The sequence below is a fragment of the Sphingomicrobium lutaoense genome, from assembly GCF_014195685.1.
Taxonomy (GTDB): domain Bacteria; phylum Pseudomonadota; class Alphaproteobacteria; order Sphingomonadales; family Sphingomonadaceae; genus Sphingomicrobium; species Sphingomicrobium lutaoense.
In genome coordinates this window covers 366,416-379,387 of record NZ_JACICF010000001.1, presented here as the reverse complement: position 1 = coordinate 379,387, position 12,972 = coordinate 366,416, and the positions used below count along the sequence as shown (strand labels likewise).

The following is a 12,972-nucleotide window of genomic DNA, read 5'->3' as shown; positions in this document are numbered from 1 at the left end:
CCGAAGATTCACACTACAGACGCCGCAAAAGACGGCCGACAGGGAACTTTAAGTGAACGATAAACGGAGCCATCGCGGGCGGATCCTCCTGGTCGAGGACAGCCCCGTGATTTCGATGGAAGCCGAGGACCGGCTGAAGGAAGCGGATTATTTCGTGGTGGGGCCCGCCTATGACATGGCCGCCGCAATCGACCTTGCGCGCAACGAGCAGATCGACGCCGCGCTGGTCGATCTCAACATCCGCGGCGAGAAGAGCTTCGATATCCTCCAGATCCTCGATGACCGCGACATCCCCTTCGTGATCATCTCGGGCTATGCCGACTGGTCGATGCCCAAGGAATGGGAACCGCGACCCCGGCTGCAGAAGCCGTTCGACCACAAGACCCTTCTCGAAACGATCGAGATGCTCATTTCCGACGACGATTGAGCGCGGACGGTTCGCGCATCGACGGGCGTGGCCCGCCTCCTTCGCGGGGGCGGCGTCTCTGTGTCATTTTTCTTGGAAAATCAGGAGGAAATGGTGGGCGTGGCAAGGATTGAACTTGCGACCCCTACGATGTCAACATAGTGCTCTACCACTGAGCTACACGCCCACATTTCCTATCGGTCCGCCTTACGCGATCCGAGTGGCTGGAAGGGGCCTTTAAGGCCCGAATCACGGCTTGCCAAGGCCTAAAGTCGGCCGTGCTGGTCTTCGGTCTGGAAGATGCGGTCGACTTCGGCGACCAGGTCCTTGAGATGGAAGGGCTTCGAGAGCAGCTTGGCCTCCGGCGCGGTCTTCCCACCCTGCAGCGCGACGGCGGCGAATCCGGTGATGAACATCACGCGAATCTCGCTGTCGAGCGCGCTTGCCTTCTGCGCCAGTTCGATCCCGTCCATCTCGGGCATCACGATGTCGGTCAGGAGAAGATCGTAGCGATCCTTTTCCAGGAGAGGCATAGCTTCGGTGCCGCACCCCACGGCGACCACCTCATATCCGACGCGTTCGAGCGCCCGCGCAAGATATTCGCGCATGGACTGGTCGTCTTCGGCAAGCAGGATCTTGTACATGCCGCCTATATGCGCCCTTACCCGCGCTTTTACCAGATGGCCTGAGGGCAATCGCGATTGATGTTGCATATTGGCACGGTTAATCTGCACCATCTTGCGCGAACCTCCACTCCTCCCCCCCGCCATCCATCCGCCGGCCGATGCGCTGCCGCTGATCCTCTCGGTGCCGCACAGCGGGCGCGAGATCGATCGTGCGTTCGAACGGACGGCAAATGGTGGCCGCAAAGCGATCATGGCTCTTGCCGATCCGCTGGTTGACCGGCTGGTCGATGGATTGGTCGTGCAGGGGCATGGCGCGGTCATCGCGCGCAATCCGCGCGGCATCATCGATTGCAATCGTGCGCCCGACGATCTCGACCCGGCGGTCGTCGCGCGCGCGCCGCCTCCGCCGTCAGGGGCCCGCGCCGCGCATGGACTGGGCCTCATCCCGGCCCGCACCTCCCGCCCCGGCCTCCTGTGGCCGCCGCTTGACGAAAAATCCCTCGCACAGCGCATCCGAACCGGATGGGCGCCCTATCATGACGCCCTCGCCGCAATGATCGACCGTGTGGCGGCCCGGCATGGGGGCGTCGTCCTGCTCGACTGTCATTCGATGCCCCGCCAACGCGGCATGGATGCGCAACTGGTGATCGGCGACCGCCACGGCAGCAGCGCCGCGCCATGGCTATCCGCCCTCGCCGGAGAGCAGGCGCGCAGCATGAAGATGCCCGTCGCCTTCAACCATCCCTTCGCGGGCGGCCATATCGCCAGGGCCCACGGCAATCCCGCCGCCAATATCCATGTTCTGCAGCTGGAATTCTGCCGCTCGGCCTATCTCGACCCGCTGATGCGCGGGCCCGGCCCCGGATTTGCGCGGACGCGCACGCTTATCGAGCGGATTGCCGGCGCGATCGTGGCGGCTTGGCCGCGCCACGGGCTGGCCGCCGCCGAATAGACACGAAAAAGCCCGGCGCACCCCTGAGGTGCACCGGGCCAATTCATCGGACTTAAGACAATCAGGCTTCGGTCGAAGCAGGCGACTGCTGGGCCGCAGCGATGTCCTTCTCGTCCACCGGACCCTTGCCCTGGCGCACCTGGCGCGCGAACAGGTCGCGGATCATCGAGAGCGAGAAAAGGTGCGCGAAGATCAGGGGCAGGATGCCTTCTTGGTTGAGCTTGCGCAGCTTGTCGCCGGGCAGGTCGCGCAGCTTCTTCTCGTCGACCATCTGGAAGCCGCGATAGACGAACGGCTTCTCGAGGCCGGCGGGCTGGATCGCGACTTCGCCGTCCATGATGAGATCATGTTCCTTGAGCGCGTTCATGAAGGTCTGGGTGCGCTGACCGGCGGTTTCGAACTGCTCGCAGAAGTTGAGGATGTTCTTGGTCGCGGCGCTCGGCTCCTTGCCGTCGAACAGCGGCTCGCCTTCGTCGAACTCGCCGATGCCACCCGAGGTCGGATCGACACAGAGCGACAGTTCGTCGCTGTCCGGGCGCAGCTTGGCCAGCATGAAGGGATAGCGGCGCAGATAGGCCGGAAGATAGGTTTCCTGATCGATGAGACCGCCTTCCTCGTCGAGGTAGCAGTTCACGCCTTCGTTGAGGCCCATCAGCACCAGCGGAACCGGATTGTCGCCTGCCGAGAAGATGATCGGGTAGGTCTTCTGCAGCATCGCGAATTCATCGACGGTGGCAGGCACGGCATGCACGGTGGCCGCGTGCGGGACCTTCATCAGCTGGCGGACATTCCAGTCGGCATGCTTGGACGAATTGATGGGTTCGAGCCCCTGGTACAGCGGGGGCAGTTGCGGATTCGGCGCTTGGCTCGCCATGTCGATCATTCTCCCAAAGGATTGGCCGGGCTTCACGCGCCTACGCGCGGCTCATGTGTCCAGCGTGGATTTCGATGGCGCACCCTCTAAGCCCCTCCCCGCTGGCTTGCAAGCATCGTTGTGACGGAGCGCCCCCGAGACGCGCCGACCCTGCCGGCCTTGCGCCCGCAATTCATTTGCGGTTCAACCGTCCGGTGGCACAATCTTTGTGGCATCGTGGAGCATAATCTTTGATCTTTACGCTGGGATATTTCCCGCTTTTGGCATTGAGCAGCCTTGGCCTTGCCCCGGCTCCGCCGACAGCAGAGGCAGAACCGCCGACGGTCCGGCGCGTGATCATCCGTGGCCAGCTCATCGTCCGTGTTCCCGTCCGCCCCCGCAGCCGCACCGTCAGTCCCCAGGCCTTCTTTCTTCGCGACGGGCCGCGCTGCCTGCCTTCGCGCCGCATCGCGGGTGCCCTCATCAGCGGGCCGCGCTCGGTCGATTTCGTACTGGCCAACCGCCAGCGCCTTCGGGTCGAGATGGACAGCGACTGCCCCACCCTCGATTTCTACGGCGGCTTCTACCTCCAGCCGAGCGACGAGCAGCTATGCGCCGACCGCGATGTCATCCGCACCCGCATGGGCGGAAGCTGCAAGATCGAGAAATTCCATCTTCTCGAGCCACGCCGCGGGGGTTGAGCTTTCCTTGACTTTTTCGCGCCTTGGCGGCAGGGCCGCTAACCGTGTGTGAGCGGGCTTCCCCGCGTTCCTTTTTCCGGATTTTTGAATGACTTTTGCCGATCTCGGCCTTTCCGATGAATTGCTCCGCGCCGTTGGCGACGCGGGCTATGACACGCCGACACCTATCCAGAAGGGGGCGATCACGCCGACGCTGATGGGCAAGGACCTGATCGGCATTGCCCAGACCGGCACCGGCAAGACGGCCAGCTTCGTCCTGCCGATGATCGACATCCTCGCCGAGGGCCGCAGCCGCGCACGCATGCCGCGCTCGCTGATCCTTGAGCCGACGCGTGAACTCGCCGCGCAGGTCGCCGAAAATTTCGAGAAATACGGCAAATATCACCCGGGCCTATCGATGGCGCTGTTGATCGGCGGCGTGCAGATGGGCGACCAGATTAAGCAGCTCGAAAAAGGCGTCGACGTACTGATTGCCACGCCGGGCCGCCTGCTCGACCTTTTCGAACGGGGCAAGATCCTCCTCAACGGCTGCGACCTCCTGGTCATCGACGAGGCCGATCGCATGCTCGACATGGGGTTCATTCCCGACATCGAAAGCATCTGCCAGAAGCTGCCGCGCAATCGCCAGACGCTGCTTTTCTCGGCGACCATGCCGCCGCCGATCAAGAAACTGGCCGACCAGTTCCTCACCGATCCCAAGACGGTCGAGGTCGCGCGCGCCGCCAGCACCAACGAGAATATCGAACAGCGTCTCGTCAAGGTATCGCCGCGCGACAAGCGGTCGGCGCTGCGCGAGATCCTTCGCGACGAAAGCACCGAGACCGCGATCGTTTTCTGCAACAAGAAGGTGACGGTTCGCGAACTGGCCACGAGCCTCAAGCGGTCCAAGTTCCGTATCGGCCAGATCCAGGGCGACATGGACCAGTCCAATCGCATTGCCGAACTCGACCGCTTCAAGTCGGGCGAGATCAACATCCTCGTCGCCAGCGACGTTGCCGCGCGCGGTCTCGACATCAAGGGCGTCTCGACCGTCGTGAATTATGACGTGCCGTGGCAGCCCGACGATTATGTCCATCGCATCGGGCGCACCGGCCGCGCGGGCGCGACGGGTGTAGCCTATACACTCGCCACCCCGTCCGATGCCGAAGCGATCGAAGCGATCGAGAAGCTTATCGGTCAGATGATCGGCAAGACCGGGAAGACTCCGGCCGGCGATGCTGCGGACGCCAAGGACAAGCCGGCCAAGCCGAAGAAGACCGACATGGCCGAGAAAAAGCCTGCGGCGAAGCCGAAGAAGACCCGTGCCCAGTCCGAGGAACGGGACGAAAAGCCCCGCCGCTCGAGAGAGGAACCGCCCAAGAAGAAAGACAGCCCGGCTCGCGCTCGCGAAGCCGTTGACGACGATTGGAACGGTCCGGTGCCGTCCTTTCTTTCGATCGGGGTCTAGTCGCTCTTAGCGTCGCCCTTCGCTCGGTAGCGGGCGAGGAAATCCTTCGCGAATGTTCCGAAGCCGCCTTCGGCGATGGCATCGCGCATGCCTGCCATCAGCCGCTGGTAGAAGCTGAGATTATGCTCGGTCATCAGCATCGCGCCCAAGATTTCACCCGATTTGACGAGATGGTGGAGATAGGCCCGCGAATAGTCGCTGCAGCCCGAGCATGAACATTCGGGATCGAGCGGTCGCTCGTCCTCGGCAAAGCGCGCATTGCGGATATTGATCGGCCCATCGGCAGTGAAGGCCTGTCCCGTTCGTCCCGAGCGGGTAGGCAGCACGCAATCGAACATGTCGATCCCCCGGCGAACCGCTTCGACGAGGTCATCGGGCTTGCCCACGCCCATCAGGTAGCGCGGCTTGTCGGAAGGCAGCATCGGCGCGGCGAAATCGAGCGTCGCCATCATCCGGTCATGCCCCTCGCCTACCGCGAGCCCGCCCACCGCATAGCCGTCGAAACCGATGTCGAGCAGTGCATCGGTGGAACGCTTGCGCAAATCCTCGAACATCGAGCCCTGCTGGATGCCGAACAGCGCCGAGCGCTCGGCATGTTCGCCGCCGCTGTCGAACCCATCGCGGCTGCGCCGCGCCCAGCGCATTGACAATTCCATCGACTGTTTTGCGACTTCGTGGGTGGCGGGATAGGGCGTGCATTCATCGAAGGCCATAACGATATCGCTGCCCAGGAGGCGCTGGATCTCCATCGACCGCTCGGGCGTGATCATGTGGCGCGAACCGTCGATATGGCTTTGGAAGCGCACGCCTTCCTCGCTCATTTTCGTGAGCTCACCGAGGCTCATCACCTGGTAACCGCCACTGTCGGTGAGGATTGGCCGGTCCCAGTTCATGAATTTGTGCAAGCCACCGAGCTTTGCCACCCGCTCCGCACCGGGCCGGAGCATCAGGTGGTAGGTATTGCCAAGAAGGATGTCCGCGCCGGTCGCGCGCACGCTTTCGGGCTTCATCGCCTTGACCGTGGCGGCCGTCCCGACCGGCATGAATGCCGGTGTGCGGATCGTTCCGCGCTGCATCTCGATCGTGCCGGTGCGCGCGGCGCCGTCGGTGGCGGCAATCGCGAATTTGAAAAATGAACTGCTCATGCGCCGCGCTCCTAATGGCTCCGCCGCTTCGTGGCTAGCGGCCCGTTCAAATGGTGCCGGGCGCCGCCGGAGCGGGATGAGCGGAGCAACATTGCTTCTCCCTCGCGCGTTCCGGTCGCACCAATCATCAAGGAGCACGCACCATGGGCATTTTCGACATGTTCAAGAAAGACAAGGGCAAGGAATTGTTCGACGAGCAGACCCCCGCCGAGAAAAAGGCCGAAGCCCTTCGCAAGGAAATCGAGAAAGCCGGGATCGGCGGCGACATCAAGGTCCGCGTCGAAGGCAACCGGGTGAAGATCAGCGGCAAGGTGCCCGACCAGGCAAGCAAGGAAAAGCTGATGGTCATTACCGGCAACACCAAGCATATCGACAGCGTCGACGATGACGATCTCCAAGGCGGCGATGGTTCGCCCGGTCGCTTCCACACCGTCGAAAGCGGCGATACGCTCTCGGCAATCGCCAAGAAATATTATGGCAATGCCAACGATTACATGCGCATTTTCGAGGCCAATCGCCCGATGCTGTCGGACCCCGACAAGATCTATCCGGGCCAGGTGCTGCGCATCCCGACCGAGAAGGCCACGGCCTAGAAGTCGTAGACGATTGTCACGCGTGTCAGCGTGTCGGTCTTGACCGCGCCGGCGGGCGGGTCGGTCTCATGTTCGACGACATAGGCCACCCGCCCGATCAGGCTGCCCCCCAGGTCGGCCTCCAAGCCCGTAACCGACTTGAGCGTCGTGCTGCCGCTTTCCAGATAGGCCTCGACGCTTTCCGTTAGCGCCAGCCGGTCGGTAAGCTGATAATCCAGATCTAGTGCGGCCAGTCCCGCCAGATGGTTCTCGGTACCGCCGCCGATCAGCGAGGTACGACGCCATGCCGGCCCGCCCTTAACCGCGACCTGCAATCGTTCGCTGTCGACCAGCTGATAGCCCAGGCCACCGGACAGGGTCGTCCGGGCGGCAAAGCCCTGGAAACGGTCGCGCTCATATTGGGCAAGGCCGAACGCGAACAGCCCATCCTCGATCTTGTAATGCGGCTCATAGGCCGCGAGAAATTGTTCGCGCGTCGTGCTGCCATCGCTGCGGCGATAATCGACGAGCCCCGACAATTTGTGGCGCCAGTCGATGCCTTCACGCTTGAGCTTCAGGCCTGCGGTGACGCCGAGGTCATTGCTATTGCCCGTCGCGCGAAAGGCGCCCAATTCTCCACGCCCCTTCCAACGTTCGAGCATCCCGGCTTCGCGAATTTCCTCCTGCTTGCGCTTCGCTTCGGCCGCGGCCCTCGCCGCCTGCTGCTCGGCAAAGCGGGCCGCGATCGCGTCCAGCTCGGCCCTCTCCTCGGGATTGGTTTGCCGAGCGAGGTCGAGAATGACGCTGACCTTGGCGGGATCGCCGGTCGCGACCGCGGCATCGATCATCTCGCGCACAGGCTCGGGCAAGGCGGCGCCGGCCGGTGCTGCGCCAAGAAGAATGAGGCCAAGGGCGATCGTCCGCGTCACGAATTGCGCTCCGTTTCAATAGGTGGAAGGATGCCGCGCGGCCTACAGGCCGAAGCGGCAGAGATCAACGCGAGGCCGGGAGTAGCAGCGAGCTGTCGCCATAGCTGTAGAAGCGATAACGATGCTCGATCGCATGGGCATAGGCCGCCTTCATCACATCGAGGCCCATCAGCGCCGAGACCAGCATAAAGAGCGTCGATTTGGGCAGGTGGAAATTGGTCATCAGCCCGTCGACCGCGCGGAAGCGATAGCCCGGGGTGATGAAGATGTCGGTGTCGCCTTCAAAGGGATGGATCCTGCCATCCTCGTCAGCGGCGCTTTCGAGGAGGCGAAGCGCGGTGGTGCCCACCGCGATCAGACGCCCGCCGCTCTGCCTCGCGGCGTTGAGGCGGTCGGCCGTCGCCTGGTCGATGCGACCCCATTCGGAATGCATGCGATGGTCTTCGGTGTCGTCGGCTTTCACCGGCAGGAAAGTACCGGCGCCGACGTGGAGAGTGAGCGTTTCGCGGGCGATGCCTGCGTCGTCGATTGCCTTGACGAGGCGATCGGTGAAATGCAGCGAAGCGGTGGGGGCGGCGACTGCACCGTCTTGCTGGGCGAAGATGGTCTGATAGTCGTCGCGGTCCTTCTCGTCGGTGCCGCGCTTGGAGGCGATGTAGGGGGGAAGCGGCATGGTGCCGGCGCGTTCAAGGAGGATCTCGACGGGTTCCTCGCCTTCGAAATCCAACAGGATCGCACCGGCCTCGTCGCGGCGCTCGGCGATCGCGGTGACGCCTTTGCCGAAGTCGATGCGGTCGCCGTCGCGCACGCGCTTGGCGTTGCGCACGAAGGCCCACCAGGAGCGTAGCCCCTTGCGCTTGTGAAGGGTCGCGCCGATGCGGGCTTCCCCTCTTTTTCCTTCGAGCTGGGCGGGGATCACGCGGGTGTCGTTGAAGACGAGCACGTCGCGCGGATCGAGCAGGTCGGGCAGGTCGAGCACGCCCTTGTCGACCATCTCCTCGCCGCGCACGAGCAGCATGCGCGCGGCATCGCGCGGGCGCGCGGGGCGCAGCGCGATGCGTTCGGGCGGCAGGTCGAAGTCGAACAGGTCGACTTTCATTATTCGGCCGGGGCGCTCTCTTCGGCCACCGCCTCTGCCTGCGCGGCAGGGGCAGCGGGAGCGGCGGGCAACGGGCCGCCGAGCGAAGCGCGGACGATCCGCGTCGGGTTGGCGGGCGGTTCGCCGGGCGCGATGGCATCGACCGCCGACATGCCCGACTTCACCCGGCCCAGAACGGTATATTCATGGTCGAGATTGAAGCGCGGATGGAGGACGATGTAGAATTGGCTGTTGGCGCTGTTGCGGTCTTCGGCGCGCGCCATCGCAAAGACCCCGCGAACGTGCGGAAGGCGATTGAACTCGGCCTCGAGATCGGGAAGCGGGCTGCCGCCCTGGCCGGTGCCGGTCGGATCGCCGCCCTGCGCCATGAAGCCCGGAATGACGCGGTGGAAGATGACGCCGTCATAGAAACCCGAGCTGGCGAGCTGCTGGATGCGATAGACATGGCGGGGCGCGGCGTCGGGGCGAAGCTGGATCACCACCGTGCCGCCATTCGACAGTTCCAAGGTCAGCTGGTTCGCCGGATCCTCGGCGATATGCGCCGGAGCGCGATGGGTGAGAACCTCGGCCGAGGCAGGCAGTGCCATGGTCATGGCAGCCCCGCAAAAAGCCAATCGAACCAACGCCTTGAACATATATCCCCTCCACGGAAAGTCTGGATGGTCCGCCTATCAGAGGCATGGACCGCTTGCCACCCCTTTTAGGGGCGCGAGATAAATGGTCGATGGCCGCTAGCTGCCATTTTCCTCGGCGAGGCGGCGGGCGACATCCTTGACCACCTCTGCCGGAACGAACTTGTCGATGGGGCCGCCGTAGCGCGCGATTTCCTTCACCAGCCGCGAGGCAATCGGCTGGAGCGAAACATCGGCCATCAGGAAGACAGTCTCGATCTCGTCGTTGAGCTGCTGGTTCATGCCCGCCATCTGATATTCATATTCGAAATCGGCGACCGCGCGCAGCCCGCGGATGATCATCGCCGCGCCCTGTTCCTGCGCGAAGTCCATGAGCAGCGAGTTGAAGGCCACCACCTCGATCCCCTTGCCCAGCGACGCGGTTTCTCGGCGGACCATCTCGAGCCGTTCCTCGACCGAGAACATCGGCGCCTTGGCGGGATTGGTGGTCACCCCGATGATGAGCTTGTCGACGAGACCCGAGGCGCGCTGGATGATGTCGAGATGTCCCAGCGTGATGGGATCGAAGGTTCCAGGATAGACGCCGATGCGCATTTAACGGTCCCTTTCCACGGCAAAGCGCGCGATGGCGCGCAGGAGATCGGCTTCCTCGCCATGCCCCTTGAGATGTTCGCCGGCCTGCTCGACCAGCATGTTGGCCTGGGCGCGGGCACGTTCCTCGCCCAGGAGCGAGACGAACGTCGCCTTGCCCGCATCGGCATCCTTGCCGACGCGCTTGCCCGCCCTCTCCTCGTCGCCCGAATGATCAATGAGATCGTCGGCAATCTGGAAGGCCAGCCCGACATTGCGGGCATAGCCGCGATAAGGCGTGCGCCGGTCCTCGGGGAGCCGCGCCATGATGCAGGCGGCCTCGACCGAATATTCGATGAGCGCGCCGGTCTTGAGCTGCTGGAGTCGGGTAATCGCGCCGAGATCGAGTGCCTCGCCTTCGGCGGCAAGGTCCATCATCTGCCCGCCCGCCATTCCCGCCGGCCCCGAGGCCTGCGCAAGCGCGGCGATAAGTTCCAATCGCACCGCCGGCCGTTCGTGGGTCGCGGGATCGGAAAGGATTTCGAAGGCGAGGTCGTGAAGGCTGTCGCCCGCGAGCACCGCGGTCGCTTCGTCGAAACGCTTGTGAGTGGCAGGCTTTCCGCGGCGCAGATCGTCATCGTCCATGCAGGGCAGATCGTCATGGATGAGCGAATAGACATGGATCGCCTCGATCGCGGTGCCGACGCGGATTGCCCTTTTCTCGTCGATCCCGAACAGGCGGGCGGCAGCGACGGTGAGCAGGGGGCGCATGCGCTTGCCTCCGCCGATCGCGGCATGGGCCATCGCCTTGAACAGGCGGTCGCGCCGGTCGCCCGGCGGCGTGAGCAGCTTGTCGAACAGTTCGTCGACCCGGGCGGCGACACGGCCAGCCTCTTCGGAAAGGGTCAGGACGGGCTGGTCCAATGGCTCAGCCGGCATCGAAGGGTTCGGCCCCCGCGGGATTGCCATCGGCGTCGAGAGTGATCTTCTCGATCCGTTCGCGCGCGGACTTCAAACGGGTTTCGCAATGTTTCTTGAGCGTCTCGGCGCGCTGGTAGAGCGCGATCGAGCGGTCAAGCGGTTCATCCCCCTGTTCGAGGGTACGCACGATGGTTTCGAGCTCCGCCAGCGCGGTCTCGAAATCCATCTGTTCGACAGGCTGTTCGTTCATGGGCATGACTGTGGCGCGGGGGCGCGCACTTATCAATGCTTGAACGGGTCCTTGATGCCGGGAACGATCTCGTCGCTCTTGTCCTCACCCGCGGCTTCGGCGGCTTCGGCAGCGAGCGCGGCTTCGGCGTCGCGCGCAGCCTGTTCGCGTTCGGCGCGCAGCTGTTCGATGAGCGCTTCGCGATCATGCTCCATCCCGGTGTCGGCAGGCGCCTCTTCCTTGCCCGCGGCCTTGGCGGCCTTGGCCACCGCGGCATCGAGTTCGCGCTGGGTGGTCAGACCCAGGGTGACCGGATCCTTGGGCTGGATGTTGGCCATGTTCCAATGGGTGCGATCGCGAATCGCGCCGATAGTGGTGCGGGTGGTGCCGATGAGCTTGGAAATCTGGCCGTCGGTCACCTCGGGATGGTTCTTGATGATCCAGGCGATGCCGTCGGGCTTGTCCTGCCGTTTGGAAACGGGTGTGTAGCGCGGCCCCTTGGTGCGGGTGACCGCTTCGGGCGCCTTGATCATCTTGAGGCGGTAATCGGGGTCCTTCTGGCCCTTCTCGATTTCCTCATGAGTCAGTTCGCCCGCGCGCAGCGGGTCGCGGCCCGTGAGCTTGGTCGCCGCGGTATCGTCGGCAATGGCCTGCACCTCGAGGATGTGAAGCCCGCAGAATTCGGCGATCTGTTCGAAGCTGAGTGCCGTGTTCTCGACGAGCCAGGCGGCGGTTGCGTGGGGCATCAGGGGCTGGGCCATGAGCAAACTCCAAAAATAGAAAGGGCCGCCCCTTTCCGGAGCGGCCAATGTTGTGAGAGCCGATGTAGGCCTTTGCGGCCCTGAGGGCAATACCTTGGCGCGGTCCGAACGGGCGTCCGGCGCCGCCGCATCAGCCGGTGAGCAGCACGATCTTGCCGATATGCTCGCCCGCCTGCATGCGCGCATGGGCCTTGGCGGCCTCGGCGAGCGGAAAGGCCTCATCCATCACCGGCTTGAGGCGCCCGCCCTCGACATAGGGCCAGACGGTGCCGCGCAGTTCGTCGGCGACCATCGTCTTGAAGGCATTTTCGCGGGGGCGAAGCGTCGATCCGGTGAGCGTCAGGCGGCGGCGCATCATGTCCATGATGTCGAGGGTCGCATCCTTGCCGCGCTGGAAGGCGATCGAGACATGGCGGCCATCCTCGGCGAGACAGGCCAGATTGCGCGGCAGATAATCGCCGCCGACCATGTCGAGCACGACATCGACACCGCGTCCCTCGGTCCACCGTTCGATCGCGTCGACGAAGTCGCTGTCCTTGTAATTGATCGCCAGCGCCGCGCCCAGGTCGAGCGCGGCGGCGCATTTTTCATCGCTTCCGCAGGTCACCGCGACGTCAAGGCCGAAGAGATTGCCGAGCCGGATTGCCATGGTGCCGATGCCGCTTGTCCCGCCATGGACGAGGACGTGGTCGCCCTCGGCCGCGAAGCCCCGTTCGAAAAGGTTGATCCAGACGGTGAAGAGCGTTTCGGGCATCGCCGCCGCCTCGGCGTCGGTGAGGATCTCGGGAACGACGAGGCAGGTGCCGCGATCGGCGATGCAATAGTCGGCATAGCCGCCGCCCGACACGAGGGCGCAGACCCTCTTGCCCATCATAGACTGGGCGAGCTCGCCCGCCGCGACCACTTCGCCGGCGACCTCTAGGCCCGGGATGTCGCTGGCCCCCGGCGGAGGGGGATAGAGGCCCATGCGCTGGAGGATGTCGGGGCGGTTGACGCCTGCCGCCGCCACCTTGATCAGCACCTCTTCCGGGCCCGGCGAGGGCAGCGGCCTCTGTTCGAGCCTGAGCATTTCCGGCCCGCCCAGCTGGGCGATGGCGACGACACGCATGACATCGGGGAGCGGCATAAT

16 protein-coding genes and 1 tRNA gene are annotated in these 12,972 nt (G+C 64.2%); 5 read left to right on the top strand and 12 right to left on the bottom strand.

Going from position 1 to position 12,972, the window contains the following annotated elements; all coding sequences use genetic code 11:
* Positions 1–52 precede the first annotated feature (52 nt).
* On the top strand, positions 53–427 hold the full coding sequence (locus FHS50_RS01855; RefSeq protein ID WP_183932692.1) for a response regulator: 375 nt from the start codon (positions 53–55) through the stop codon (positions 425–427).
* 91 nt (positions 428–518) lie between these two features.
* Here FHS50_RS01855 and FHS50_RS01850 read toward each other — a convergent pair.
* Both FHS50_RS01850 and cpdR read right to left on the bottom strand, forming a co-directional pair.
* Positions 519–593 (bottom strand) — tRNA-Val (locus FHS50_RS01850).
* A 79-nt stretch (positions 594–672) separates the two neighbouring features.
* On the bottom strand, positions 673–1,050 hold the full coding sequence (gene cpdR / locus FHS50_RS01845) for a cell cycle two-component system response regulator CpdR (protein WP_183932691.1): 378 nt from the start codon (positions 1,048–1,050) through the stop codon (positions 673–675).
* Between the two features lie 94 nt (positions 1,051–1,144).
* Here cpdR and FHS50_RS01840 point away from each other — a divergent pair, with 94 nt between their 5' ends.
* Complete coding sequence (locus tag FHS50_RS01840; RefSeq protein ID WP_183932689.1) at positions 1,145–1,984, top strand: N-formylglutamate amidohydrolase; 840 nt, start codon at positions 1,145–1,147, stop codon at positions 1,982–1,984.
* Positions 1,985–2,045: 61 nt separating this feature from the next.
* Here FHS50_RS01840 and FHS50_RS01835 read toward each other — a convergent pair whose 3' ends face one another.
* Positions 2,046–2,858: a SapC family protein gene (locus tag FHS50_RS01835; protein WP_183933849.1), complete on the bottom strand. Its 813-nt coding sequence runs from the start codon at positions 2,856–2,858 to the stop codon at positions 2,046–2,048.
* A gap of 332 nt (positions 2,859–3,190) precedes the next feature.
* Here FHS50_RS01835 and FHS50_RS01830 point away from each other — a divergent pair, with 332 nt between their 5' ends.
* Positions 3,191–3,538: a hypothetical protein gene (locus FHS50_RS01830; protein WP_183932687.1), complete on the top strand. Its 348-nt coding sequence runs from the start codon at positions 3,191–3,193 to the stop codon at positions 3,536–3,538.
* A gap of 88 nt (positions 3,539–3,626) precedes the next feature.
* Positions 3,627–4,985, top strand: coding sequence for a DEAD/DEAH box helicase (locus FHS50_RS01825; protein WP_183932685.1), 1,359 nt, complete (start codon positions 3,627–3,629; stop codon positions 4,983–4,985).
* Here the strand turns inward: FHS50_RS01825 and tgt are convergent.
* Positions 4,982–6,130 carry a tRNA guanosine(34) transglycosylase Tgt gene (gene tgt / locus FHS50_RS01820; RefSeq protein WP_183932683.1) on the bottom strand — a complete coding sequence of 383 codons (1,149 nt, stop codon included), beginning with the start codon at positions 6,128–6,130 and terminating at the stop codon, positions 4,982–4,984. The two genes, FHS50_RS01825 and tgt, sit on opposite strands and share 4 nt — an antisense overlap.
* Before the next feature lie 143 nt (positions 6,131–6,273).
* Here tgt and lysM point away from each other — a divergent pair, with 143 nt between their 5' ends.
* Complete coding sequence (gene lysM / locus FHS50_RS01815) at positions 6,274–6,723, top strand: peptidoglycan-binding protein LysM (RefSeq protein ID WP_183932682.1); 450 nt, start codon at positions 6,274–6,276, stop codon at positions 6,721–6,723.
* Here lysM and FHS50_RS01810 read toward each other — a convergent pair.
* From FHS50_RS01810 to FHS50_RS01775, 8 genes are all read right to left on the bottom strand, one after another.
* Positions 6,720–7,631, bottom strand: a complete 912-nt coding sequence (locus tag FHS50_RS01810) for a DUF481 domain-containing protein (RefSeq protein ID WP_265568885.1) — start codon at positions 7,629–7,631, stop codon at positions 6,720–6,722. The genes lysM and FHS50_RS01810 overlap by 4 nt on opposite strands.
* A gap of 64 nt (positions 7,632–7,695) precedes the next feature.
* Positions 7,696–8,730, bottom strand: coding sequence for a tRNA preQ1(34) S-adenosylmethionine ribosyltransferase-isomerase QueA (gene queA, locus FHS50_RS01805; protein ID WP_183932680.1), 1,035 nt, complete (start codon positions 8,728–8,730; stop codon positions 7,696–7,698).
* Positions 8,730–9,317, bottom strand: a complete 588-nt coding sequence (locus tag FHS50_RS01800; RefSeq protein WP_246333022.1) for a peptidylprolyl isomerase — start codon at positions 9,315–9,317, stop codon at positions 8,730–8,732. Before FHS50_RS01800 ends, queA begins: the two co-directional genes overlap by 1 nt.
* Before the next feature lie 144 nt (positions 9,318–9,461).
* Positions 9,462–9,956, bottom strand: a complete 495-nt coding sequence (gene coaD, locus FHS50_RS01795) for a pantetheine-phosphate adenylyltransferase (RefSeq protein WP_183932677.1) — start codon at positions 9,954–9,956, stop codon at positions 9,462–9,464.
* Positions 9,957–10,871: a polyprenyl synthetase family protein gene (locus FHS50_RS01790; RefSeq protein WP_183932675.1), complete on the bottom strand. Its 915-nt coding sequence runs from the start codon at positions 10,869–10,871 to the stop codon at positions 9,957–9,959.
* Positions 10,861–11,103, bottom strand: a complete 243-nt coding sequence (locus FHS50_RS01785; RefSeq protein WP_183932673.1) for an exodeoxyribonuclease VII small subunit — start codon at positions 11,101–11,103, stop codon at positions 10,861–10,863. Before FHS50_RS01785 ends, FHS50_RS01790 begins: the two co-directional genes overlap by 11 nt.
* Before the next feature lie 32 nt (positions 11,104–11,135).
* On the bottom strand, positions 11,136–11,843 hold the full coding sequence (locus tag FHS50_RS01780) for a DUF1013 domain-containing protein (RefSeq protein WP_183932671.1): 708 nt from the start codon (positions 11,841–11,843) through the stop codon (positions 11,136–11,138).
* Between the two features lie 130 nt (positions 11,844–11,973).
* Positions 11,974–12,969 (bottom strand): NAD(P)H-quinone oxidoreductase, encoded by a 996-nt coding sequence (locus FHS50_RS01775; RefSeq protein ID WP_183932669.1) that lies wholly within the window; start codon positions 12,967–12,969, stop codon positions 11,974–11,976.
* Positions 12,970–12,972: the final 3 nt, after the last annotated feature.